This is a genomic window from Enterococcus sp. 3C7_DIV0644, from assembly GCF_002141235.1.
Taxonomy (GTDB): Bacteria; Bacillota; Bacilli; order Lactobacillales; family Enterococcaceae; genus Enterococcus_D; species Enterococcus_D entomosocium.
In genome coordinates this window covers 3,207,914-3,232,037 of the sequence record NZ_NGLK01000001.1, presented here as the reverse complement: position 1 = coordinate 3,232,037, position 24,124 = coordinate 3,207,914, and the positions used below count along the sequence as shown (strand labels likewise).

The 24,124-nt window shown below is 38.2% G+C and carries 34 protein-coding genes; 9 read left to right on the top strand and 25 right to left on the bottom strand.

The features are described from left to right. Nucleotides 1-124: 124 nt before the first annotated feature. The 3 genes from A5877_RS15245 to A5877_RS15230 all read right to left on the bottom strand — a co-directional run bounded on the left by A5877_RS15245 (nucleotide 125) and on the right by A5877_RS15230 (nucleotide 1,283). On the bottom strand, nucleotides 125-538 hold the full coding sequence (locus tag A5877_RS15245) for a hypothetical protein (RefSeq protein WP_086317130.1): 414 nt from the start codon (nucleotides 536-538) through the stop codon (nucleotides 125-127). 309 nt (nucleotides 539-847) lie between these two features. Then, nucleotides 848-1,048, bottom strand: coding sequence for a hypothetical protein (locus tag A5877_RS15235; protein ID WP_086317126.1), 201 nt, complete (start codon nucleotides 1,046-1,048; stop codon nucleotides 848-850). Further along, entirely contained in the window at nucleotides 1,038-1,283 is a 246-nt protein-coding gene (locus A5877_RS15230; protein ID WP_086317124.1) for a hypothetical protein, read from the bottom strand. Before A5877_RS15230 ends, A5877_RS15235 begins: the two co-directional genes overlap by 11 nt. 470 nt (nucleotides 1,284-1,753) lie before the next feature. Here A5877_RS15230 and A5877_RS15220 point away from each other — a divergent pair, with 470 nt between their 5' ends. Next, nucleotides 1,754-2,344 (top strand): hypothetical protein, encoded by a 591-nt coding sequence (locus tag A5877_RS15220; protein ID WP_086317120.1) that lies wholly within the window; start codon nucleotides 1,754-1,756, stop codon nucleotides 2,342-2,344. A gap of 710 nt (nucleotides 2,345-3,054) precedes the next feature. Here the strand turns inward: A5877_RS15220 and A5877_RS15210 are convergent. From A5877_RS15210 to A5877_RS15130, 17 genes are all read right to left on the bottom strand, one after another. After that, on the bottom strand, nucleotides 3,055-3,246 hold the full coding sequence (locus A5877_RS15210; RefSeq protein WP_086317116.1) for a hypothetical protein: 192 nt from the start codon (nucleotides 3,244-3,246) through the stop codon (nucleotides 3,055-3,057). 38 nt (nucleotides 3,247-3,284) lie between these two features. After that, the gene (locus tag A5877_RS17250) at nucleotides 3,285-3,557 is read right to left on the bottom strand and encodes a hypothetical protein (RefSeq protein WP_176273380.1); all 273 of its coding nucleotides are present in this window, start codon (nucleotides 3,555-3,557) and stop codon (nucleotides 3,285-3,287) included. A 21-nt stretch (nucleotides 3,558-3,578) separates the two neighbouring features. Then, complete coding sequence (locus A5877_RS15205; RefSeq protein ID WP_254907489.1) at nucleotides 3,579-3,890, bottom strand: hypothetical protein; 312 nt, start codon at nucleotides 3,888-3,890, stop codon at nucleotides 3,579-3,581. After that, nucleotides 3,890-4,123: a hypothetical protein gene (locus A5877_RS15200; RefSeq protein ID WP_086317112.1), complete on the bottom strand. Its 234-nt coding sequence runs from the start codon at nucleotides 4,121-4,123 to the stop codon at nucleotides 3,890-3,892. Before A5877_RS15200 ends, A5877_RS15205 begins: the two co-directional genes overlap by 1 nt. Next, nucleotides 4,120-4,638, bottom strand: coding sequence for a DUF1642 domain-containing protein (locus A5877_RS15195; protein WP_086317110.1), 519 nt, complete (start codon nucleotides 4,636-4,638; stop codon nucleotides 4,120-4,122). Before A5877_RS15195 ends, A5877_RS15200 begins: the two co-directional genes overlap by 4 nt. A gap of 150 nt (nucleotides 4,639-4,788) precedes the next feature. Further along, nucleotides 4,789-5,259 (bottom strand): single-stranded DNA-binding protein, encoded by a 471-nt coding sequence (ssb, locus tag A5877_RS15190; RefSeq protein ID WP_086317109.1) that lies wholly within the window; start codon nucleotides 5,257-5,259, stop codon nucleotides 4,789-4,791. Next, a complete protein-coding gene (locus A5877_RS15185) occupies nucleotides 5,256-5,435 on the bottom strand; it encodes a hypothetical protein (protein WP_086317107.1) in 180 nt (59 codons plus the stop codon). The genes ssb and A5877_RS15185 overlap by 4 nt, the downstream gene beginning before the upstream one ends. Further along, entirely contained in the window at nucleotides 5,432-5,716 is a 285-nt protein-coding gene (locus A5877_RS15180) for a RusA family crossover junction endodeoxyribonuclease (protein ID WP_086317105.1), read from the bottom strand. Before A5877_RS15180 ends, A5877_RS15185 begins: the two co-directional genes overlap by 4 nt. 77 nt (nucleotides 5,717-5,793) lie before the next feature. After that, nucleotides 5,794-6,042 (bottom strand): hypothetical protein, encoded by a 249-nt coding sequence (locus tag A5877_RS15175; RefSeq protein WP_086317103.1) that lies wholly within the window; start codon nucleotides 6,040-6,042, stop codon nucleotides 5,794-5,796. After that, a complete protein-coding gene (locus tag A5877_RS15170) occupies nucleotides 6,043-7,281 on the bottom strand; it encodes a DnaB-like helicase C-terminal domain-containing protein (protein ID WP_086317101.1) in 1,239 nt (412 codons plus the stop codon). Next, on the bottom strand, nucleotides 7,271-8,086 hold the full coding sequence (locus tag A5877_RS15165; protein ID WP_041119151.1) for a phage replisome organizer N-terminal domain-containing protein: 816 nt from the start codon (nucleotides 8,084-8,086) through the stop codon (nucleotides 7,271-7,273). Before A5877_RS15165 ends, A5877_RS15170 begins: the two co-directional genes overlap by 11 nt. 1 nt (nucleotide 8,087) lies before the next feature. After that, nucleotides 8,088-8,312, bottom strand: a complete 225-nt coding sequence (locus tag A5877_RS15160) for a hypothetical protein (protein WP_086317099.1) — start codon at nucleotides 8,310-8,312, stop codon at nucleotides 8,088-8,090. After that, on the bottom strand, nucleotides 8,305-9,036 hold the full coding sequence (locus A5877_RS15155) for a putative HNHc nuclease (protein WP_086317097.1): 732 nt from the start codon (nucleotides 9,034-9,036) through the stop codon (nucleotides 8,305-8,307). Before A5877_RS15155 ends, A5877_RS15160 begins: the two co-directional genes overlap by 8 nt. 5 nt (nucleotides 9,037-9,041) lie before the next feature. Next, complete coding sequence (locus tag A5877_RS15150; RefSeq protein ID WP_086317095.1) at nucleotides 9,042-9,722, bottom strand: ERF family protein; 681 nt, start codon at nucleotides 9,720-9,722, stop codon at nucleotides 9,042-9,044. Next, nucleotides 9,719-10,048: a hypothetical protein gene (locus A5877_RS15145; RefSeq protein ID WP_086317093.1), complete on the bottom strand. Its 330-nt coding sequence runs from the start codon at nucleotides 10,046-10,048 to the stop codon at nucleotides 9,719-9,721. Before A5877_RS15145 ends, A5877_RS15150 begins: the two co-directional genes overlap by 4 nt. Before the next feature lie 467 nt (nucleotides 10,049-10,515). After that, complete coding sequence (locus tag A5877_RS15135) at nucleotides 10,516-10,821, bottom strand: DUF771 domain-containing protein (protein ID WP_086317090.1); 306 nt, start codon at nucleotides 10,819-10,821, stop codon at nucleotides 10,516-10,518. Beyond that, entirely contained in the window at nucleotides 10,821-11,057 is a 237-nt protein-coding gene (locus tag A5877_RS15130; RefSeq protein WP_086317088.1) for a hypothetical protein, read from the bottom strand. The genes A5877_RS15135 and A5877_RS15130 overlap by 1 nt, the downstream gene beginning before the upstream one ends. A 291-nt stretch (nucleotides 11,058-11,348) precedes the next feature. On the opposite strand from A5877_RS15130, the gene A5877_RS15125 reads away from it, so the two are divergent. From A5877_RS15125 to A5877_RS15110, 4 genes are all read left to right on the top strand, one after another. After that, on the top strand, nucleotides 11,349-11,666 hold the full coding sequence (locus A5877_RS15125) for a helix-turn-helix domain-containing protein (protein WP_086317086.1): 318 nt from the start codon (nucleotides 11,349-11,351) through the stop codon (nucleotides 11,664-11,666). Between the two features lie 12 nt (nucleotides 11,667-11,678). Further along, a complete protein-coding gene (locus A5877_RS15120; protein WP_086317084.1) occupies nucleotides 11,679-12,026 on the top strand; it encodes an ImmA/IrrE family metallo-endopeptidase in 348 nt (115 codons plus the stop codon). Between the two features lie 82 nt (nucleotides 12,027-12,108). Continuing rightward, nucleotides 12,109-12,798, top strand: coding sequence for a hypothetical protein (locus A5877_RS15115; RefSeq protein ID WP_086317083.1), 690 nt, complete (start codon nucleotides 12,109-12,111; stop codon nucleotides 12,796-12,798). A 111-nt stretch (nucleotides 12,799-12,909) separates the two neighbouring features. Then, nucleotides 12,910-14,037 (top strand): site-specific integrase, encoded by a 1,128-nt coding sequence (locus tag A5877_RS15110; protein WP_086317081.1) that lies wholly within the window; start codon nucleotides 12,910-12,912, stop codon nucleotides 14,035-14,037. Between the two features lie 688 nt (nucleotides 14,038-14,725). Here A5877_RS15110 and A5877_RS15105 read toward each other — a convergent pair. Further along, nucleotides 14,726-15,424, bottom strand: coding sequence for an Ig domain-containing protein (locus tag A5877_RS15105; protein WP_086317079.1), 699 nt, complete (start codon nucleotides 15,422-15,424; stop codon nucleotides 14,726-14,728). Between the two features lie 367 nt (nucleotides 15,425-15,791). On the opposite strand from A5877_RS15105, the gene A5877_RS15100 reads away from it, so the two are divergent. Continuing rightward, on the top strand, nucleotides 15,792-16,319 hold the full coding sequence (locus A5877_RS15100; RefSeq protein WP_005236688.1) for an aromatic acid exporter family protein: 528 nt from the start codon (nucleotides 15,792-15,794) through the stop codon (nucleotides 16,317-16,319). 58 nt (nucleotides 16,320-16,377) lie between these two features. Here A5877_RS15100 and bsh read toward each other — a convergent pair whose 3' ends face one another. Beyond that, complete coding sequence (gene bsh / locus A5877_RS15095; protein WP_005236690.1) at nucleotides 16,378-17,352, bottom strand: choloylglycine hydrolase; 975 nt, start codon at nucleotides 17,350-17,352, stop codon at nucleotides 16,378-16,380. A 658-nt stretch (nucleotides 17,353-18,010) separates the two neighbouring features. Between bsh and A5877_RS15090 the strand changes: the two genes are divergently transcribed. Further along, nucleotides 18,011-18,982: a diacylglycerol kinase family protein gene (locus A5877_RS15090; protein WP_005236695.1), complete on the top strand. Its 972-nt coding sequence runs from the start codon at nucleotides 18,011-18,013 to the stop codon at nucleotides 18,980-18,982. Between the two features lie 52 nt (nucleotides 18,983-19,034). Here the strand turns inward: A5877_RS15090 and A5877_RS15085 are convergent, their stop codons facing one another. The 3 genes from A5877_RS15085 to A5877_RS15075 are packed head-to-tail and all read right to left on the bottom strand — an operon-like array spanning nucleotide 19,035 to nucleotide 22,285. Beyond that, a complete protein-coding gene (locus A5877_RS15085) occupies nucleotides 19,035-20,207 on the bottom strand; it encodes an ABC transporter permease (RefSeq protein WP_086317078.1) in 1,173 nt (390 codons plus the stop codon). Continuing rightward, complete coding sequence (locus A5877_RS15080; protein ID WP_034878640.1) at nucleotides 20,194-21,339, bottom strand: ABC transporter permease; 1,146 nt, start codon at nucleotides 21,337-21,339, stop codon at nucleotides 20,194-20,196. Before A5877_RS15080 ends, A5877_RS15085 begins: the two co-directional genes overlap by 14 nt. Before the next feature lie 13 nt (nucleotides 21,340-21,352). Continuing rightward, entirely contained in the window at nucleotides 21,353-22,285 is a 933-nt protein-coding gene (locus A5877_RS15075; protein WP_005236700.1) for an ABC transporter ATP-binding protein, read from the bottom strand. 116 nt (nucleotides 22,286-22,401) lie between these two features. On the opposite strand from A5877_RS15075, the gene A5877_RS15070 reads away from it, so the two are divergent. Together A5877_RS15070 and A5877_RS15065 are read left to right on the top strand one after the other, a co-directional pair. Further along, the gene (locus A5877_RS15070; RefSeq protein WP_086299578.1) at nucleotides 22,402-23,481 is read left to right on the top strand and encodes a sensor histidine kinase; all 1,080 of its coding nucleotides are present in this window, start codon (nucleotides 22,402-22,404) and stop codon (nucleotides 23,479-23,481) included. Next, on the top strand, nucleotides 23,478-24,101 hold the full coding sequence (locus A5877_RS15065) for a response regulator (protein ID WP_086299579.1): 624 nt from the start codon (nucleotides 23,478-23,480) through the stop codon (nucleotides 24,099-24,101). The genes A5877_RS15070 and A5877_RS15065 overlap by 4 nt, the downstream gene beginning before the upstream one ends. Nucleotides 24,102-24,124 lie beyond the last annotated feature (23 nt).

Here is a 24,124-nt window from a genome sequence, read left to right as displayed (position 1 = left end):
CAGAATAATTTTTACGTATCAAAAGGAGGTTGAATGCCGTTGTGCGTTTCTGCTTGTGGGCGATATCTGATAATACTATTTTACCCCTCTTGACACAGGGAAAACTACACGTTTCTTTCCCAAATTAATTGATTTCACCGATCTTTCTGCCAAAGTCGAGTAAAACTTTTTGTCTAATACGATAGATTGGCGTTCTCGCATATCCATGCTTCTTGCCGAAGCTTACCCAATCCATCCAACTGTCTTCTCCCCAATACTTAGTTTCAATCAAAACTCTAATATCCGCACTTTGATCGCTCAGAGTTTCTTTGACTGCCTTTTTCCACAGTTCTCGATTCATAATGTATGGATCAGACATTTCTTTTATTATTTGCGACTCAATCGGATTGCTCATGATATTACTTCGACTGCCACCGATATTTTCATCGACTTCTCGAAGCTTCAGCTCCTCTTTTCGAATAGCAATCTCTTTGTTATATGCATGGTAGTTAGCAAACTTTCTATCTAGCTCATTGATTAATGAATCATTCTTACTCAATCACTTGCCCTCCTCGGTTAATTTTGTCCCGCACATAGGACAGAAGGTAATCTCAAACTCTGCTGTGTAACCCGCATTATCAACTTCAGCTGTAACATGCATTGTATTGCCATTCACTCCAACTTCCACACAGTCGGTACGTCCTGACCACAGATAATCAGATCTATACAAAGTTTCCCTATTCCTTGGATCGGGTTTGCAGTACTCACACATTTACTTGCCCTCCTCATTGTCTTCCTTACCAAAAATCACACTTGCAACCACTGTCGCTACGACTGCGAGAAAAATCGCTACTGCAAAGTCCATCATTTATCCTCCACTTTCCATAGCATCTCTCACCAGCGGATCGTTAATAATAATCTTGTACTTCATCTGCTCATGCTGCAGCTGTTGTTCTAGCTGCTCAATTTGTTCCTGTTGATCAACTATTGTATAGGATAACCAACTCAAGCCAACCATTGTCAACAGTATTGATGCAATAGCTAGTACTGTATAATGATTAACTTTCATTGGCTTTCTCCAGTTCACTTAATACATAGTTGCTAAATACTGAAATAACTAGAGCAAACTCTTCATCTTCGATCTCAGGGCCATCATCCCGTGCAAAATAATCTTGTAAAGCTAGATAATAAGGATAGCCTTGATCCACTTTATGATTATGATAGAGTGTTACTAATAAACCTAAATGCCAATGTTGAGAGTCGTTTAAAGTTCCTTTTTTCGGTATTGGATCTTGCTTATTCATCTTATCCCTCCTGTTCTATTCTCATGTTTGGAAAATGATCGGCATATAATTCTGTTTCTCCGAATACATTTTGTTTGTCAACGGTCCTTATTGCACTTGTGTAGTAAGCGCCTGTTCCCGATGTTAAGAAAATCCACTTTGCAAAATCAGCTGATACCTTTAGGACTATAATTCTGTTCTTATGCTTCACACCACAATTCAGTAGGATCGGCACGTTCCCATTCTTATCCTTATGAGAATCTATATAGTCAGTAGCTAAGATTTTTATCACCTCTCTGACAATCAGCTATCGCTGACGATTGACAAATTAAAGTTTAAATATTAGATAAAAAAATAGTCAAAATGAAATAAATCAAGACAACATTTTTTAACTATTTATAGTAGAGACAGTTGATGTTAGCCAACTTTGAGTCTATTTGTTAAAATAAATTAAATGTTTAAAAAATAATTTTCTGAAAGGAAGTTTTATATTGGAAATACTGGTCAGTCTTTTTTCTTTAATAATATCTTTTGTTCTAGCTTACAGAGTTTTTTATCAAGAACGAGCTTCTATCACCGTTATTCAAGATCATAGAGCCGCAAGAAGTTTTTCTTTTTCATTTGATGGATGGTCGTATACAAACACCAAGCGTTCTCCAAAGTATCCCGATCCATTCTCTGGTAATCAGTATAGAATACTATCAGAAGTGCTAATTACAAATAATAGTTCTCTCCCCATTTCAATAATCAGTTTCACACTAAATGATGCTTTGTCCTATGATTCATATGTGGATGGCGGAAACTATTATTTAGTTACAACTAGCGAAACCTCTAAAACATCTTTAGGTAGCCCAGATTCTCCAATAAATTACTTAAAACCGAACTTTACTATCGATCCATATACAAGTGTAAGAGGAAATATTTTTTTCAATCTTAGTTATTCAGAAGATTTCTTTAAAATGGATAATCATGATCTTAAGATCCATACTTCTAGAGGCGTTTTTAATTTTGAATTAAAAGTTCCAAATCATATAGAATCAATCAGTCCTTATAATCCTTTTCAAGATGAAGAATTTGGTTAAAATTAATTTCTTTATCATTTATTATCAAATCAGATTGTTCAATAATTCTGATTATGCACTTCCTTGTTCATTATCTTCTTTATGGTATAATTTAGACAGGAGGTAATCACTTAAAACTACAGAGATGTAAGTCCAGTGATTGAGATTAAAAATGTTACAAGCATTTTTGTATATCTCAGATTCTTGTTGATTTCTTTAAAGAATCGTACAGCAATCTCCTGAGAAGCCTTCATGGCTTCTTTTTTTCTTTAATCCTTTATCTTGGTGGATAGCAAACTAATTAAAAAAACTTACTAAATTTACATTAAATAATCAGCGTTTTTATATATCATTAAAATAACGTTGATGTTAAGATTAATTTATTAAATATAAATAAATTGATAAGGGTCAAAAAATCAATGACAAAGCTTCCGATAGTGACCGTCAATGATATTTTTAACAACAAAAATTGTATTCTTGACCTTAAGAATTCCATACGCAAAAATAATATTAAGGATATTGAATATTTTTACTCGAAATTGTTTCCGTATGGCGAAAAAAACATTTGTGATCTATTTAACGATTCTTCGATTTTTATTCCTCCAATAAGCAAAAGTCCCTGTATTTATCCTAAACATATTGAATTTTATGATCAGCAGTTCGAGTATAATATGCCTGAGAAGTTTAGTAATTGATTATGGTTAGCCAAAATTGATTTTGTATTTCTGTCATTAACCGAATAATTCTGGTGATTTTTTCTTTATGAAGTTTATATATTTTTCTGCTTCTTCATCAGTCAGTTTTTGGTATTCGTCTTGTGTATAGATTTTTCCGCACTCGTCGCATACCAGTAAATGTTCCGATTTTAATACCTCACCGTCACACTCAAAGCAAAAGGGCGGTTGATAATCTTCTGGTGGCATGTGACCCCTCCTAGTTTGCTATTTCTTCCGCTTACTGACTAGCTGCCGCTAACGTATTTTCTGAGGCTGTGCAGTCCTTTACCACGTCTTTTTGTTTTACGATCAATCCAAGTACCAGTTGTTCCCCAATAATCAATCATCCCTTTTGGCGTATTGATCGCAAATTGATGATTATTTGGATAATGGGTAAATTCAAAGCCCAAAGCCTTGATGTTTTTTATCGCTGAATCGCCCATGCGCTTAACATGCTGCGTTCTGCGCTCTTTCAGGTAAGGCTTCACATCTTTCCAGTATTCAGCCATTTCTCCCATGAAATAATCTCCTTCTTCCGATTACTGGCTCCATATCTCGACCGTTGCACCTGCGAAATTGCCTTTCTTCAAAGGTATCTGCAATCTGCACGCTCGATCCAATGTCCATTTATTCAGCCCTGACATCTCTGCGGCTTCACGCTGTGTGCTGAATTCTTTGACTTCACCATCTGGAAAAGTAAATCTGACTGGCGTTGAGTTGTATCTATTCTGCTTCGGTCGATCGTAACTCTTTCCCCACAAAGCCTTTCTCAAAACTCTGATTTCGTCTTCGTCAGCACCTGGCGTATTAACTAACCTTTCCAACCGATACAAATCTTCTTTGTTAGACATCATTCCACCCTCTTCATATCTCGCAATCTAACAACTGTCCGATCGCTGCCAAATGTCACAATAGCTGAGTTCTCAAGCACTTTGACACACACTGCTTTGAAAGGTGTTTTAAAACGTTCGGTCACGCACCAATACTCGATGCCTGCTTTTACTCTACGTTGCTTTCTGACTACTCGTGGCGGTGGGCTGTACTTACCGTCTTGCACGCCTATTACTGTGTCTGCTAATTTCATTTGACTTCCTCCACTATTCCGCCGATTTCATCCGCTACTTTTAGTGCTTTAGATTTGTCATCGAATTTAAAAGCATGTTTTTTTGCGTCCAGGCCATCATCGGGTATTGCAATCAAATCGCCACAGTAGTTGTCAAAATCTCTAAAATAAGTTTTCCCTAGTTTGACTATCCACAATACGCTCTCCACTTCATATCCAAACATCCACGCTTTAGCAGTCAGTTCATCGTTTTCGTTATCTGCAACCCAACTTTGAAAATCTTCCGAGCTAACAACTTCACCATTTGAGATTTCATAATATCCATCCAGGCAATCAGCAAGTGTAGCTTTTTCTTGACATTGTTTGATCCATATAGCTACAAACTTAGGCACCGTCACTTTTTGTTTTCCGTCTAACTGCTCAATCAACTCTCTAACCTTATCAATTTTTACGTATCGATCTTTTTCACCAGTGTTATGGTCGGTACACCACGCACCCCAAGCTTTTACACTATTAATCAATTCTTGTTTGTTCATCTTTACTTCTCCGTTCCATTTCTTCGGCTAGCCATTCTTGTTGCTTAAGCAATCTCTCGACATGGCTGTCTATTACTTTCTTTCTCCATACTAGGTCCTTATCCGACATGTTTCTGATTTGGATTTGTGTTGGCGTCATCTGCTCACCTCTCAAAATGGTAAATCGTCATCGCTGATATCAATTGACGAGTTTCCAAATGGGTCTGCCGTTGCGCTGTTTACGTTTTGTCGGTTGCGAGTGTTATTATTCGTTTGATTATTTGAAGCACCGCTTCCTTGTGTATTTTGGCTAGAATCGGCTTTTTTGCTTTCTAACAACTGGAAGTTGTCCGCAATCACTTCGGTGACATAGACTTTTTGCCCTTGTTGGTTATCGTAAGAACGAGTTTGAATCCGCCCTGTTACTCCGATCAACACGCCTTTTTTCGCATAGTTCGTCAATGTTTCAGCTGGCTTTCTCCAAATCACGCAGTTGATGAAATCCGCTTCCCGAGTCCCATCAGCACTTGTGAAGTTTCGATTAACTGCTAATGTAAAGGTTGCAACTCCTGTACCACTGGTCGTGTATCTCAAATCTGGATCTTTCGTCAGCCTTCCGACAAGTACAACATTGTTTATCATTTTTCTTCCTCCGTTAAATTGGCCATATTGTGATACATGAATAATGTGCTTGATTTAGCTAATTTCTGTTTTATTTTTTTGTACTCTTTAGAATCAATTTGAATCCTAGTACCACTTTCCAGAACAACAAAGTGCTTTCCTTGTACTTTTGATACAGTAATGACTTCTTCCTTCATTTTTGTTTCTCCAATTCAATTTCAATCCTCGGGCAATCCTTATCCACTTCAAACCGATGCTCAAAGTTGGCAATCTCGCCCCATCCATCATTTGCGATTACTCTTGCCTCAATCATTCCGTCCAAGATAAACTTGATCCCGAACGCAATGTTGTCTTTATCCTTGCGCTTGTTTTTGCAGTACCAAGTGATTTTCAAGTTGATTGGCGTTGTCACTCTCAGGCCTGCCGCTTTCGCCATCAAGAATGCATAACAACATTTTTCCGTATTCTCCTTTTTCAACTTGGCGCCTGCATATCTGTTTGTTCGTTGGCTATTGATGAATTTATTTAAGTCTGTTAACTCTCCTGGTATCGTGATCAGAACATTCCCCTCGCTTTCAAGTATCGTTGTGCGATTTGTTCTTTCGTTTCATTGCCCTGCATGATCGGATGTCCTTTTTTCTTTTCTTCTTCTGCGACTTCGATTGCTACCCATTTTGCTTCCTCGGCCTTATCTAGCATTCCGCATTGTTCAAAAGTCTTGACTTGCGATTCAATTGTTCGAACCAATTCCGATCGCACATGGCCGTTTTCTTTGAAGATAGCCAGATATGTTTGTCCGTCCATCTAACCTCTCCATTCGTCAAAGTCTACTGAGAAATCCATAAACTTCTTGTCAAAGATAAATGGCGCAACTCCTGTCATACCTTCTCTGTTTTTGGCTACATCGCATCGAATTTTGCGACTGTCTTTATCGTCAGCTGAAAGCAAGAGTGTGACATTCGCATCTTGTTCTAATGATCCAGACTCTTTCAAATCACTGAGCATTGGGCGCTTGTCTTGTCGCTGCTCGACTGCCCTGCTTAACTGTGCTAGCAACACAATGGTGATTCCGTAGTCTGTTGTGAGCTTCTTCAACTCTCGTGTGACTTCGTTCATCACTTGACGCTCATTTTTGCGAGTATCGTTAACTGTTATCAGCCCTGCATAGTCTACAAACACGACATACTTCTTATCACTCAAACGCTGCTTAATTGCATATTTAATATCGTTTAAGTTTGAGTACTCGGATGTATAGACGCGTAGATCGAATGTATTTTTCATTTCTTCATAAGCTTTGCGCGCCTTGATTTTATTTTCCTGTGACAGCTTGTTCTTACCCACAAATAGAAGTGAGTTGATATGTGTCTCTTTTGAAACCAGTCGAGTCATTAGCTCGTTTTGGCCCATTTCAAAAGTGAAAAAGTCGCACTGTACATTTTCATTATCTGTAAACAATTTGTGCATGATGTTTAAAGCAAACGCCGTTTTCCCTGTAGCTGGTCTTCCTGCTAAGACAATCAACTTGCCACCAGTTAGCCCACCACCAAGAAATGCATCTAGCGGTTTGTATGTCGTTAGAACATCGCTTGGCTTATCCAAGTTCTCCGAGAATTCAGAGAATGCTTTGTCCAACTTGCCATCAGACTTAATATGGTTCACGTCACGCTTTTCTTCTAGCAAGCGTGTTAACTTATCGCCATCTGTCTTAGAAAGCGTCTCAGCGTATTTTATGGACGCTGAATGCAACTTGCGATCAAGATAATCATTGTGTATGATCCGTGCTAGTTCTCTTTCGATTCCAAGCTGATTAGCAGAATTCTTCAAGATGTCTAATTCATCTGCTGTCCCTGCTTTGAAGTAGTCAATGGTTCGCATTTCTCGATGGACCTGTTCGGTGGTGTATTTCATTCCTCGCAGTCTCGTCATTGACTCTACAATCAATTTGCACTGAGAACTTTCGAACCATTCTGAATCGATATCAATGTTGGTAATGATTGATGGATTGTTTAGCATTTCAGCCACTAGTTTTAACTCATTGTTCATAGGCTTCAGACAACCTCCTTTGAGATTCAGCAATTTCATCGGAGATTGAAGAATTAACTTGTGGGCGATATTCATTCAAATAATCATCAAACTTATTTCCAAAGAGTGTTGCTGGTCTTAGGTACTTATTCATTTCTTGGTTGTTCAACCATTGGTTTGTTTTCACATCAATTACTTTTTTGAAATCATCTAATCGTTGACCTTCGTTCCATCTTGCTTTGATTAGGTCTTTCCATTTCTGAGTAACTTTGAATGATTTACTTGTTGCTTCGTTCAAGTATTTGATGATGTCGCTATATGGTATTTTCTCTTTATCTATATCTCTTTCTTTATCTAATTCTTTATCTATATCTGTTGCGTTACTCTCCGTTACTTCCGCGTTACCACTAACGTTAGCGGTAACGTTACCTAACGTTAGTTGTCTTTGTTTCTCTTTGTGTCTAGCCTGACGTATTCTATTCTGTTCCCTTACCTTCTCCAAACCCTCAATAGACTGGTATTCTTCCCAATTCTTGATAAACAAAATATCTTGATATCTTGTTATCATTGAGTATTTTTCAAGAGTAATTAAGGCAAATTGAACAAATTCAATATTGAAATCAAAGTCTGCAGCTAAGTCTTCCTCTTGATAAGGCATAGTATCCGTTAGGAATATCCCTCCGCTTTGGTTGCTCTCTCCGGCTCTAGCTAAGAGGAACACCCAAAACAAGATAACCTTGTCGCCTTCTGGAAGCTTTCTGATACGCTTAATCTTTTTGTTGTCTGGCAAACCAGTGCTAAGCTTAATCCAACTTATTTCAGCCACGTTATCCCTCCTTTACATCAACTGTCACAATGTATTGAACTTGTCTTATTGGTTTTTGATCAACTAACTTGGTTGTGCTTATTTTTTCAATATTCGCAGCTGTGCCCTTGCCGTTGGTAGCTAAAAAAGCATATGTCATAACTTCAAGAAAAAGCTTATTGTTTGGTGATAGCTTACGGTGCAAAGCGCTATATTTACTGGCTATTTCTAATGATTTTTCACGCAAATTGTTGCCCCTCCTCTATTGCTTTCTTGAATAGCTCTTCTGTTTCGTACTTTTCATCAAAGCGCATTATTTGAGCGTTACTCATAATGCCAATCTTGATTAAAGCTTCTTTATCCAAATAAACCGGCTTGATCTGATATCTCTTTAGAAATTCCTCTTGCCCAAGTTGGTGAGCAATATTGTGTGTTTTCCAATCCAAAGCCACGAATGGAAATAGCCGATGGTCAACGTTATTTCTATGACGATTTCCAACTGCCGTGACATGATGTATTTGCGCTCCTGGTCTACCAGAAACTGCACACTTTCGATATTTGCAGCAATAGTAGAAAAAGCTATCATGTTCTATTAGATATGAGTATCTTTGGTTAAGTTGGACTCCTTCTCTTATGACAAATTGAATGAGTTTCGTTATCCAAATATTGCCTTCGTTCATACTTGCTACGGCGTGCGAGAAGGGTTCGTCTTCTGTGTACTTATAATCGTATTTGAGCATTTCTTCTACGTGTTCTGGATCATCAACATACCAATTAGCTATGTCACGAATTAAAGCGTGAGAAAGAGCATTCTGTTTCGTTGAAAGTGGTTCGTTGTCTATTAGTTTTACTTTGACCAGATTCTCTTTCTCACGTGCCAAGGTTTTTAAATACTCGGCATTTATTTCATCCTCAAATTCTATCGTTAGCTTTTTTCCATCATGTTTGATTATTTTTCCTAAGCGTTGCATTTGCATCACTTCTTACTTTTTTTCTTTTCATATCCATTAACCCATCCGGTTAAAGTGTTCATCACTAACCCAAAATCATATCCGGTGAACTCTTCAGGAGTTTTCTTTGCATTTACACCATTTGTCATCTTTGCTTGTTCCAAGAAAGCAAGTTTCGGTTGCTCTGTTAATTCTTCTAACTTTCCTAATTGAATGTGTATGGCTTCGATTTGTTCAGGACTTGCTGGAATACGTTTTAAAATTTCTTTTTGAAATACATCGGGATCAACGTCATCTGCAGGAATATTAAACTCTTTCATGAAAAAAGTTTTTTCTGCGTACGTTAAAGCTTGTCCGTATGCATACGATGAATTTTCATCATCAGCAATTGCCGAAAATGTTACCTCTTCTCTTTCAGATGGATTGTCACCGTTGATCCACGTATACTTCATATCAAGTGTTACAAGATAACTAAAAATATCCTTCTTAGTTTTCTCGTTCACACCAATTTTTTGTCTTTCAATAGTTTTATTCACCACTTCTGTTTTAAGATAAATATTCAATTCGTTCATATGAGTGTTGAACTCTGTTAATACTGTTTCAGAACTTACGACTGAAAATTTGATATACTGCTTTTGTTCTTTCTTGATATAAGGAACTTTTTTTCGTAGTTTGATCAACTTCTCAACTAAGGTAGTTTCGCTCACTTAAATTCCTCCATTCTTTGATCTAACCAATCTGCTCCGCTGACAATCCGTAATTCGTTCATAAGTATTGATGATGGTCCGAATTCCTCGACCATACTTAGAAAGTTTTCTTGCTGTAAGACAAACTTAGTACGTGTCAGCCCATTCTTTCTGTAGCCTATAAACAACCAGTCCGCTGAGTGTACGGGCGTTTCGTTGTCGTCTTCGTTCCAATGCGCCGATGGATCAACTTCTTCTTGTGATTCCTCAGAATGGATATTTGGGAACACATGACTACTTTCGTCTTGCATCAGTTTGTCGTAATTTGTTGCGATATAATCTGACATCTTCCCACTCCTCTCGATTTGTGGTAAACTTAGGTAAATATTTTTCGTAAGACTCTATGCTTGCCGGCCGGAGTCTTTTTTTGCGTCCATTTTTGCTTGTGCTTCATAGTAAATTTCTTTCCAATCAAGTGTGCGATAGTATAGATCAAGCACTTCCGCCCTAGTCATTTCTTCACCGTCCTTGATCGTAATTCAAATACTGCGTCGTCATAGATCATTAGCAGTAACATTGCGACACAAGGGAATCCGATGACTAGCCACGTTGGTGGTTCTGATGAAATCAATGCTCCCAATGCGAAGATGACAAGAATAAATGTTGTACGTCTAATCCAGTAAATTTTCTTCATGCTGACTCCTCCTTGAAGTATCGATCGATCAAAGCAAGTGCTTCTTCTTTTGTTGAGACGGTATGCTGCATTGTCGTTCCGTTTGTTTCTATTGAGATAGTGATTTTCATGCGGTTCCTCCTATTCATTCGGAAAACTAGCAAATAGTCTTTTCAAAAAAGGTCTTATTTTTTCAGCATCAACAATCCATTTTGACTTAGTATTTCCCCCAGCCTTCTTAGCGATTCCATTTTTCTGAACGTATGGATCATTAATGATATGTTCCATGATCCATTTTCTTTCGTGTCTCGTAATTTCTTCCAAATCAGGAATTGTAAGCCATTCTGGTTTCAAACGTTCATCATATAATTGCTGCAAATATTCTTTGGCAAATTTCTCAAGCCAATCATTATCTGCAATGATTTCAATTCGAGGTTGTTCAATCATTACTTAACCTCCCCATTCGAATTCTTCATCTCTTCTAATTCAGCGAGTGATATCCCTAGATCTTCAGCGATAATTTGGCGATACTTTCTAGCATTTTCACCGTTTTGAATACCTGCAATTACTTGCTTCGTGTAAACAATTGATTTACCGCCGATCAGATCCGCCAAGTACTTTAAAGTCTTTCCTTCGCGGTTTCGTTTGATTTCTACAATTTCAGCAAAATCCGTGATAATCATAGTGTTCTCCTTCCTAAATAATTTTTAAGCTAATATCAAAGAAAGTAGTTGACGCTAGTTAACTTTTAAGCTATCATAAGTACATAGTTAAATAAGCGCACAAATAGCTCTACATTAATGATTCAAAGTTTGGCGACCACCAATAATTAATTAATATGAGTTTTTTCGTTGTACTTGTTAGCTTTAATATTAGCTTATGAACATAGTATAATAGCTTTTAAGTTAATTGTCAAACAAAAATAGCTTAAAAGTTAATATATTTTTTCGTAAGCACTAGAAAGGTTGATATAAGTGAGTTTAGTACAAAATATCAAACGACTTGCAGACGAGAAAAATGTTACTTTTGCTGAAATCGAAAGAAAAGTTGGTCTCTCTAATGGACAAATCAGAAGGTGGGATAACGCTTCTCCTAAAGTTGAGAATGTACAAAAAGTTGCTGATTTTTTTGGAGCATCTATTGATGATTTATTGGAAAGGAAGGATATTACAAAAGAAGAGACTGAATTAAGAGCCGCTTTAAAAAATGTGCTTTCGTTTGACGGCGAAGAAATGACCGAAAGCGATAAAGAAGCAATAATTGCTTATATGATGGGCCGTAAAGGTAAATAATGAGGTGATTTTGTGAACGAGCTGCGAAGCCAATTGGATGAACTCGGGGTCAAAATAGTAGTTAAAGAAATGGAAAAAAATGGATATTATGTTCCTGCGTGGAAAATCATTTTTGTAAATCAGAAATTATCTGATGATGAAATGAAAAGAGTGATAGTTCACGAGATGAAACATGTAATTGACCACGAAGACTACGTCGCTCTATATAAGAATTTTGTTGCTCATTCTAAGATGGAAAACGAAGCAAACAATTTTATGGTCAACTATATAATTAATGAGAATGATGGTTTTTATAATTATAGTCAGGTTATAGAAACTTTTGATATTGGAATGGGATACGACATTAATTATTTCAAATAGCCCTTATCGAAGCGCCACTTCAATAAGAGCATTAGATAAATATTTTCACAATATTATTTTATCAAAGAATCGAGGAAAAGAAATGAAAAAAATGTTATATGGGTTACTTTTTGGATCTATCTTACTAACTGGCTGCAGTCAATCGAATACTGTTGACAACACAGGAAAAACTAATGAGAAAGACTCGTCTGCAGTAGTTGCTGAGAGCACCACACAATCTTCTAGCGATCCTCAAGAGGTCACAGGCGGTAAACTTTTAGAAGTTGGACAATGGACTAAAGATACAAATGACGAAACTGGTAAAGTAGAGTTAATGGGAATATCAAATGCGCAAACTGAGATTCCCCTGGGAGAAGTTAAAATACTGATTACTGATATTAAGATTTTAAAATATAGTGATTACACTGATCCTGAAATGGCTGGTTACTACGGTGCCGACAATCACAAAGACGCCGACGGAAACTTTTATGGACTTCAAGTAAGTTTCAAAGTTAAAAACGATTCTGATAATGATTATGGCTACAACGGATTAGAATACGCCATTTTAGATAACGGTCAACAAATTGACTTCAACGCTGACGATGTTGGTTACTCTATGACAACAACTGAATTCTTCAAAAAGACTGAAAGCAAAGAATTTTTCCGACTATCGTATTTAGACCCTTCAAAAGTTAATGAAATTACGAAGGTTACTATTAAAACGGGACCTTTATATAATTCATCAGATTACAGTACAGTGGCTGAAAGTGCTGAACAAACCTTCAATATATAATAGTAAAAAATGCACGCCCCTCTTTCTTGGCGGTCAGAAGGCGTGCAGAGCAATAAACGTATAGGCTTATTTGCTATGCCTATTTTATCAAATATAAGGAGTTGGTACAATATGGCAAACATTAAAGAAGTAGCTAAAGACAATTGGCGCTACCGCGTTCGCTATAAGAAAAATGGAGTTTATAAAGAAGTTGCCAAGCAAGGTTTTAAAACAGAAAAAGAAGCATTAGCAGCATCGATCGAGGTTGAAAATCGGATAAAAAAGGGAAAAGCCTTATACAATGAATCTATGCTTGTGGGCGACTATTTAAAGATGTGGATTGATCTAAAAGCACGGACTGTCAAACAGTCAACTTTATATAGAATAAAAAAATCTATTCGTTTATACATTCTTCCACGATTCGAGTTTTACAAACTTACTGAAATCACAAGACTTGAATGTATAACATGGATCAACGAACTTTGTGATCACTTAAATGTAGATTCTGTCAAATCATATGTTGCCCCATTTAATAGCGCGCTCGAGGATGCTGTTGTAGAATACCAGCTACTAGAATCGAATCCGATGAAAAACATAAAGTATCCTAAATTACACAAAAACAAAAAAGAAATCAAATTCTTTGAAAAAGATGATTTAGTTTATTTTTTAGACATCAGCAAAAGTCACGCGGAAGAAAATGATTTTATGGACTACCTGTATTTTGTACTATCTACACTCTTATCGCGAACTGGTTTGCGACTAGGAGAAGCTTCTGCATTAAAATGGGATGATTGGAACAGAAATAAAATAGAAATCAACAAAACTTTGTATCGAGAGGGAAAAACTGACTATATAAACCCTCCAAAAACTCAATCAAGCTATAGAACAATTGTAATTGACAGATACTTAATCGAATTATTGAAGAATTTCAAAATCAAGAAAAACGAGCTAGCCCTCGCTTCATCCAGAAGCATACCTAATCAAGAGTATATTTTTACAGATGAACGCGGGAACTTTATCAAGCAGTCGAATTATAGAACCTACTTTTATAAAATGTGCGATTTAGCCGAGCTACCTCGTCTCTCGCCTCATGCACTAAGACATTCTCATGCAGTACACTTACTTGAAAGTGGGTCAAACATTAAATATGTCTCGGAACGTTTAGGACACTCTTCGATAAATATGACCGCAAACGTGTATCTTCATGTTTCTAAGAAAATGGAAACTGAAGCTATATCTATGTATGAACGTTATTTCTAAAATAAATTCTATTTTCATGTGGATGTTTTGTGGATGAAAAAGTTAAAAAGGAGCTTTTTATGTTGGTTTGAACGGTTTTAATGGAATATAAACGTTTTGGTTGATGAACCGCGGTGCGCTTCGCACAAGTACTTATTATACACATTAATAGCCATATATCAATGTTAAACCGGCCATTTAATCATCAAATCATCTAGAATTCACCTGACAAAACTTTATGCAGATGGAATTGCTTCCTCTATTCCTTCATCCGTTGATTCAAAGAAACACTTCGCAGCTTTCATTTTCTAGCCCTATTCGACTATCAATGAATCATCCATCGTCAGATTTCCTAATGGCTTGTGATTCAATCTTTACCCTTGAAAGAGATGGGAAAAATATTATTTTTACGCCTACCGAAGAAATGAACGATGAAGATGGTGGCTTTGTGTTGAAACCTCGCTAAATCAAGGCGCATCTCGTGATGAAAGGTTAAGTGCTGAATTACTTTAAGATTCGTCGGATCTACGCACAGAAATCATCTTGAATACGTAAAACATCCCTTTTCGCTAACGGAAAGGGATGTTTAGAATGAATCAGACGATTCAGTTACTTTTTGATCAAAAATAGCTTTCTTCTCGTTGCCTCGTTACCTTTTTGGTAAAGCAATTTCTCATAGATGTTTACTCAGCGAATGCCTGCCACACCTCTATTTAGCTGGTCGAAAGCCCGCTTTGTAGGCTTCCACCTCTGTCTTGAACATCCGAATTGGACTGGTCGTTTTATTATAATATTGACTCCCCGGTATATGATAAATCTTTTGTTTGGAGCCTTTGATCAGCCCTTTGCCCCGTTTGTCTACATATTTTTTCAGTCCATCTCTAAATGCATCATTCGTCGTTCCAGGTGCTTTCCCACCTTTTTTCACCAGTTTGACCTGGATTGCTTCCAGTTGAAAACCAAAGCCAGACGTTCCTGAAGACTGTCCGTTTTTCGCCCACCCCATCCAGCCAAATTGTTGTGCATTGACTCGATAATAGACATCGTAAAACTTAGCGATCTCACCGGTGAGTTTGATTTGGATCGCCTCCAACCGTTGTCCTTTTCCACTTGTACCAGACAGAGTCCCATTTTTTCTAAACGATTTTTCCCAGCCTTGTTTCTGAATGGAGGTTTTATATTCAATATTCCCTTTGTATTTTTCGTTAGTAATTTTTATCTTGATTGCTTCAAGTCGCTTGGCTTTCCCTGTGGTCCCTGACGTCTGACCGTTTGTTTTCCATGATTGCCACCCTTGAGACTGGATATTTGTTTGATAGCTCACACTTGGTGAAGATGCAGCAAAAACTGTCATCGGAAAAACAACAAAGCCAAGTAAAAGAACAAATAGTATTGACACTTTTTTCATTTTAAACCCTCCTTATTTTGATTATCTCAATATAATATCTAAAAAACAAACTTTTTATGAACAATAAATATTTTTTTATCAAAACACTTATTTAAACGTTGAACAGACTGAGAAATAAAAAAAGGAGTCTTAAGCGATGGCAACGAAAGTCAATTCATTTAGGGTTGGGGTCACTTATTGTATTCCTTTCAACACTCAAAGTTGAAAATTGCATGGTATCAAGCTAGCTTCTCGACGACTGATAAAATTTGCCTGTCAACGTACGATGAAAGAATCGTTGTTCATTTTTCTGAAAATCTAAGCAATTGACCGTCTGCAATGTGGTATAATCGACTTCGTTGAAATTTGTTTTGAGAGGATGGCATGATTGAACTTATTTGGATTGACCTTTGGCTTAAGAAATGTAAAAACTGGAATCAGTGTATTCCTCTGTATTTTGATTAGTGTTCTTTTGAATCGTGAAACCTACGTCGTATCAACGATCACAGCTGTTTTCACATTAAGAGAAGATCATGAGAATACCGTCAAATACGGGAAACATCGGATTGCCGGTAACAGCTTCGGCGCAATCGCTTCTGTATTTTGTATTGCGATATTTAACTTTTTCGGACATTCGTCCTTTATTCAAATGATTGCAATCCCTTTAGTGATCATGTTAATGATCGCTTTATTGGTCAAATTTGATTACTCCGAGGGAACAGTTGGTGCTTGTGCCACACTATTGACGATTTTATTTATGATTCCTCAAACTGAATCTTACTTGTATGCTTTTAATCGAATTGTTGATAGTTTTATCGGCATGACGATTGCAATATTGGTGAACCGCTTTTTTCCATTTCCGAATAAAAGTACCGCAGGGACGAAGACGACAACAAATGAGAGTGATTCATTTTAAAAATGAAAAAGAAAAAAACCATCTCAAAACAGCTTTGAGATGGTTTTTTAAGAATGGATCAGTTACTGAAAAGAACTTGTTGGTCTTCAATTAATGGATAAGAAATCGGTACATTACCTTCCAAATCTTCTTTATTCATATCAACTGCAACGATTTGACTATTTTCATACGTACGATAGTAATAGATTCCTTTATCTGTATTGCAGCAAGAAGAATAAATCGTGTACTCATAGCGCTCATTGCCTATGTCACAAAGTCCTTTTTGTTGCTCAACCGAACCTAAAATATGGAAGAACTGACTAATGCTTTCGGATTCAGATTCTCCAGAAACGGAATTCAATCGGGTAAAAGCTACTTTGACAAAGCGAGACATCGAAGAAAGATCTCCTGGCAGACCTAAGCCGCCCATTCCACGACTATATTCATCAAAATCCACCTTGTCAGAAAAATGAGTTTCCGGAGTTTTCGATGATAACACACGGTAATTATTCAAATTGAACAATTGATAGTCAAATGGTGGATTATTTGTCAAAACTCCCACCGGATTTTCATGAATATGAAGGCCATCACTCATACTTTCCACAACGATGGCACTTTTTTTATCAGCAATCATCCAATGCAAAGGCGATAGAGGCAAATCTTCACTAAAATTGATCCGAACGAGATTGACATTGGCTAATAGCCCTTTTACCTCTTCGACAGTAGCGCATTGTCCTAAGAGCCATGGGATGAACTCAAAAGGCGTAACATTCTCTTTTCCTTCTTGAAATTCATTGTAGACAGCATTTTCTGGAAAATTCAATCCAGCGATACCTAAACCTTTTTCATTGACCGCATCATAATACAGTGGATACTCAGCGACACCAGCAGCAATCCCAATCATTGCGTAATGGTGATCTATTTCACTTACTTTGCGAAATTTGAATGGATAATTTCTCGGAGTAATGGTCACTACTTCTTTATAAGAAACATCATAATCAAAATTTCTGCCAAAATAATGATCTTTCGTTACATAAGTTAACGCAGTACACATAATACTTCCTCCTAAAATAAGTTTTTTTACACTTCTAATTTACTCCTATCGCTTTTTTTTAACAAGGAAAAAGCAATAAATAATAATAAAAATACAATTAAATGATTTAAAATCATTTTAATGTACCATATAAAGAAAGATGAATCTAGTTGGACTTTCCATGGCTATCCTTACCTTCTCACAGATTCATTTTGTTTACAACTCCTTCAGAAGAGCTTATCATGATCAGCGATGATCAAAATTTTCTCCTTTCTCCTTTACCTTTTATTTAAACTATTTAAATTTATCTAAAAGACAACTACCAAATCATGTAAGCGATTGCTAAAAGAGAAAAATGTGCTATACTATAAGTGTAAGGAGCAAGGATTCCCAGTAAAGCAGACGAAGCAGGTTCTGCAAGAAAAGAATTGTTGTCAACTTAGAATAAAAGACAAAGGATGTGGGAATTTGAGTTACTCCTTACTAATTGAATAGGATTCGGCGATGGGCATCATTACCTGAGGATCAAAGTGGACATAAGAACCTTTGAAAACCCAGAAAGCACAATCGTCGAATCTATTTTTTTGCTCTTTTTTCAGGCATCGTCTCCCCGCCTTCTGTCGAAACATGCTATAATTAACCGCATTGAACGAAAAAACGATATGGAGCTATTCATAAAATGAACTATTATTATCACTTCCTCGTAAACCCTGCTTCAGGTAGTGGACGAGGAAAAAAAGCGGCGGAACGTGTGCAAAGAATCGTAAAAAAACATCGTTTCCCCCATCAAATCTACCTAACCAAATCACCCGGCGACGAACGGTACATCACCAGAAAACTCTTAAAAGAACGCCTTTTGCCTTGGGATGATGTCTATTTAGAAAATGGCGAGATGCTTTATCCATTATTGGTGGTTATCGGCGGTGATGGAACGCTGCACCAAGTAGTATCAGAGTTACAACTTGAACAACAACAAATTCCCGTTGCTTACATCCCCGCTGGCTCGGGAAACGATTTTGCGCGAAGTATCGATCTGCCACGAGAGCCGGAAAAAGCGTTTTGGAAAATTGCCGGTACTACTAAGCCCCAAGAATTGGCCATTATCCGCTATGAAGAGCAGATCCAAGAGGAAAACGGCATCGCTCTTAATAATGTGGGTATTGGTCTTGATGCGGCAATCGTCTATACCACCAATCACTCTGTGGCAAAAAGCAGTCTTAATAAGTTCAACCTCGGCTCCTTTTCCTATATCGCTGCAATTATCCGCGTTTTGTTTCTTCAAAGAGGTTTTCCGATCTTAGTCGAGTGTAATGGGCAACAATTCAGTTATAAAAAAGCTTTTTTGTGCACCACGACCAATCATCCTTACTTTGGCGGCGGTGTTGCAATCGCCCCAACCGCTTCAGTCAGAGAGAAAAAGTTTGATTTCGTACTCGTTGAGCGTGTGTCGATTTTCAAGATTTTCTGGCTGATCGGTTTACTGATGCGTAAGAAACACATGAATTCACGCTACTTTCATCATCTCTCCACGTCGAAGCTGAGAATTATCTCTACCGTGCCCCAACATGGACAAGAAGATGGCGAAGAAATGGGCCAACGTCCCTTTGATATTACCTTTACTACTGCCAATCAATTATTTTGGTGCCCATAAAGAAAACGATACAAATCAGCAACGATTTGTATCGTTTTTTTCTGTGTACCTGTTAGTTTTTCGCTGAGTTGTACTGCCAACGAGGACTGCCTTCTTTTCCCAAAACAAAATGAATCATTGAAAATACTGCTGCAAATGCAACCAAGACAAAGCCATTGAACCAAAACGATTCAGGAAACCCTTGATTGTACGTGAGGGTCTCGCTAATCAAGGTATTGTTTTGAACAAACCAATACGTTGGTGTAAACGCCGCGATTTTATTGACGATATCTGGCAGGAAATTAGCTGATACAAAGACACCACCGATAAAACAGCTGCCGGTTATAAAGATATTGCTGATCCCGCCGATTGCTTCTGAATTTTTCACCAGGGAAGTGACACACGCCGAGAAGCTGATGACTGGTAATAAAAACAAGAACGTGTTCAAAATGTGGTACCAAGCTGCTGTATCCCAAGACGTGCGGATCACTAATAACACCATCAGTAATAAAAAGCCGAAAGTTAAGAGCAGCGAATAACTGATCAAGCTTAACAGGATTTTCCGCTGTAAGACACGTTTAGCAAGAGGGGCGCTCTGGTTTCGCTTGCTGATTGCTTTGCGATTAAAGGCCATATTGATCACGCCAAACCCGCTAAATATTGATAGAAAGAGACCATATGACAATAAGTTAAAGGTCATGCCTGTTAACATTTTTTTCATTCGTTGACTATATTCTGTACTGAGTTCAACTTGCCCAGTGACGGCTAGCGCTGTTTGTGCTTGTTCTATCGCCTCACTAACTGTTTTACCTTCTTCTTTAAAAAGCAAAAGCGTCTGTAAGTACGTGTTCACTTGCTGGGTGACAATGGTTTTAGAGAAAGCATCTGGCCGGCTTTGAATCTCGATTGCTGGCATCTGGCCGGCCTCCACCTGTTCCGTGAAATCTACTGGTAAATGCAAGACGATGTTTATGCGATTAAAATAAAGGGCATCATCAATTTCTTTTTGTGAGGTACCCTCCAAAGTGACCAAGGTCTGCTTCTCCTTCAAGTAGTCCCGAAGACCGTCAACGACTGGCGACTCCTCTTCACTGATCAAAGCAATGTTGGCTTCTTGTAAAGAGGTGTTTTCGACGTCGATGCTTTGTGCATAAAAGAATGTAACTCCCACAGTGATCAGTACTCCAATTAGTAAATTCGACTTATTGGCCTTCAGTAAAGTCCAAATCGTTTTATAAAGCGTCATAGCGCACCCCTCTTTCGATCCAAGTATTTCCAATTGCGAAAAGGACGATAAAGCCAGTCAACCATAAAAGATTGGTATAAAAGCTAGCCAGATCTGTATAGTAGTATAATTGATAGAGACTTTCACTGATCAAATTGACGAGATTTATTTGCCCCAGTATCGGCACATGTAGATCAAGCCAATACTTGATTTGTTCCGAGCCCATCATCCCGGCAAAAAAGCTCATCGCCATCGTCACGGAAATCAAAATGCCATCCTTTTGCACCAGATTCATTTTTGGCGTCAGATTTCCAATCAATGTTCCTAGCAAAATCGCACACAATGATCCCAACGCGGCAACCAGTAGTAGCCACTGCCATCGTTCACCAAAGTCTACTTGATAGACAAAACGAAAAACCGCTAAAATAATGTAGACTTCTACTAACACAATCGTAAAACTCGCCGCTAAATTCGCACTTGAAACCAATGTGCGTTTTCTTGGTATCAAGGAAAGCCGAATCCCATTCGCGGATTGATTGGCTTGCTGATCCTGAACATTGCGAACACCCCACATCGTCCCATAGAGGATCGCCATCCCAATCAAAGTAAAGAAATAAAAACTTTTAACACTCATGTCACGATCAGCATTCACTTCTTGAAAAGTCGCTTCCTGTTCAAACGCGGCCATAATTGGTGCAAGATCAAGCGTTTCAAGTTCTGCTGCTTTACTAGAAATAATCGCTGTACGTTGTAAAAATTGATCCATTACATTTTTCATCAACGTCTGACTCATGCCCGCTTGCCCCACATGGAGTGAAATCGTTTCGTCAGCTATCAGATAAAACCCAGCTAAATCACCCGCATTCAGCTCTTCAACTGCCTCTGCTTCTGATAGTTCCTTAAGATCAAATAATGGTTTTTCATTGATTTCCACTTGTTCAAGGACCGCGGAAAAATTTTCCGAAAGCGCTGATTGATCCCCGTTTTTTACGATTCCCGTCGTGATTGTCTCTAAATTTCCTGCTTGATCGATCTCCCCAAAGGCCGCCATAAACATTAGGCCTAAGAGAATGGGAAACGCCAACGTCCAAAACAGCATGGATTTATTTCGCAACAGCACTTTTGTGCGATATTTGTAAAAATGCCAAAACATGTTTTCCCCTCCTTTAGTCTCTCAATTCCTTGCCCGTGATCTCTAAAAAGACATCATTTAAGGTCGCTTCTTTGGTTGCAATTTTTCCGTAACTGATTTTCTCTGCTTGTAAGAGCGTCAAAATGGGGAGCAAGACCGTATTGAGTTCCGTCGTTGTTACTTGGAGCTGTCCCTCTTTATAAACGATCCCGTCAGCAGTAATGGTGGTTTGAATTGTAGCCAATACATGGTCTGGCAGTAAGGGGATGTCGATGGTCAAACGATCTGCCGTGCGTACCATGTCTTTCAGAGATTCCTTGGTCCCTTTGGCAATCACCTGTCCCTGATCCATAATCACGATCTGGTCACAAAGAATTTCCACTTCTTCCATGTAATGGGTCGTATAAACGATCGTTGCTCCTTGGCGATTCAGCTCTTTGATGCTTTCCAAAATTTTATTACGACTTTGGGGATCGACGGCGACTGTTGGTTCATCTAAAAAAATCAAGCGTGGCTTATGAGCGATCCCACAGGCAATATTCAACCGTCGTTTCAAGCCACCACTCAGCTCACCTGGATGGAAAGTCACGAAATTTTCCAATCCCACTAATTGTATGACTTCTTCGATCAATGCTTGCCGTTTCTCTTTGTCAGCAACATATAAACCACAAAAATAATCGATATTTTCTTGTACACTTAGTTCTTCAAAGACGGCAACATCTTGAGGAACGACGCCGATCATTGCTTTAACGGCATAGTTTTCAGGGGTCATGGTTGATCCAAACAGTTTAATGGTGCCTTTGTCATAATTTAGCAAAGAGAGCATACAATTGATAGCAGTCGATTTCCCACTACCGTTTGGTCCCAATAATCCTAAAACTTCCCCTTCTTGTACTTGCAGATCAAAATGATTCAATGCCACAAAATCACCATAGCGTTTAACTAATTTATCAATTTCAATAATCATGATGAAAAACTCCTTCCAAATTTCTTGTTAATCTGACTATAATAAAGTTTAAGAAAAGAAACTAGTGACGATTGACCAAATCAACTATGACATTTGTCACAATGAAGGAGTCTGCCATGTCCAAATCTCGACTACTCAGCGAAGCTGGCTTTCTACTCGCAATCTCGTTGCTTCTATTGGTAAATCAAGGATTTGTTGCCGTACAAGTCATTTTTTTGCTGATCGCTATTTTCTTCACTGGTGTCAGTTATTTATTGCCTAGGAAAGCAAGCTGGTTTTTTCAAGTTATTCTATTGCTTCTATGTACTTTTTGGCCAGAGCTTGCCCTCTTTCTGCCTGCAATGATGCGGGTGATCGCTCCTGAAGAAAGAAAAGATGACATTCTATCTTTATTAGGATTTTTATTGATCGCAACAGTTGGCAATCAATCCCCCTCCAAGATCGCCTTTGTCATCCTTTTGTTGCTTTTTGCTTTTTACTTACGTAAAAAAGAACAGCGAATGTCTGCTCTTGAGAAAAAGTACATCGCTTCAAAAGATACTCATTGGGAAAAACAGCAGCAATTATCGCAGCAAAACAAAGTACTAGCCTTATCACAAGAAACAAAATTGGCCTTACAAATTGCCGAAGAACGAAATCGAATCGCGCGAGATATCCATGACAATGTTGGCCATCTGCTGTCGAGTGCCATTTTGCAGATTGGCGCACTTGAAATGATCAATCAAGAACCAAAACTGAATGATCCCTTAGCAAATTTGAGTGCTACGGTTCACACTGGGATGGATCGTATCCGCCAAAGCGTTCATGATCTCCATGAGACATCGATTACTTTCCAACAGTCCTTAGAGTTTCTGATTGCTGATTTTCCATCTTCAGTCACGATTGAAGGAACCTTATTTGAAGGATTGAACGAAGCCCAGCAAAATTGTTTCTTAATGGTGATCAAAGAAGCCTTGACCAACAGCATCAAACACAGTCATGCCAAAACCGTTGTCTTGCATTTTCGGACACTGCCTGCTTTTTTCCGCTTGCAAATCACCAATGATGGCGTCCGCGGATCTCAAATTGCTAAAACTGGAATCGGTCTGAAAACGATGCGTCAACGGGTCCAAGAACAACAAGGACAAGTTCATATCTTACAAGAAAACCAACGCTTTCAGTTGACGATCATTTTACCAAAGGAGGAACACCAATGATTACTGTAGTTATTATTGACGATGATCCGTTTGTGACGACCTCGTTGCAAACCATTTTAGAAAGCACAGAAGAAATTCGTGTATTAGGCATCGGTCATTGTGCCAAAGACGCCATTGACCTCTATGAAACTCATCGTCCTGACGTTTTGCTGACGGACATCCGCATGCCGGAACAAACTGGGATCGATGCTGCTAAAGAAATACTGGCTAAATTTCCCCACGCGATCCTTTTGCTATTGACTACCTTCAAAGATGAAGAATACATTCGAGAAGCCTTTTCCATCGGTGTGAAAGGTTATTTGATCAAACAGAATTTACAGGCAATCATCCCTTCTGTCAAAGCCTCTTATAATGGCCAAGTTGTCTTTGGGAATGAAATCGTTGAGACCTTCACGCAGCTAATGAAGAACGAACCATCAATTGACAATCAAACTTCCTTTAGCGAACGTGAATTTGCGATCATCAAAGAAGTAGCAGCGGGTAAAAACAATAAAGAAATCGCCGATGCCTTGTATTTGAGTGATGGAACCGTTCGTAATTACATCAGCCAATTACTAGAAAAGCTGGGGTTACGGGATCGCACGCAATTAGCAATCTATTTTTATCACCATTTACAGTGAGTCTCGTTAGACACAAAAAACCT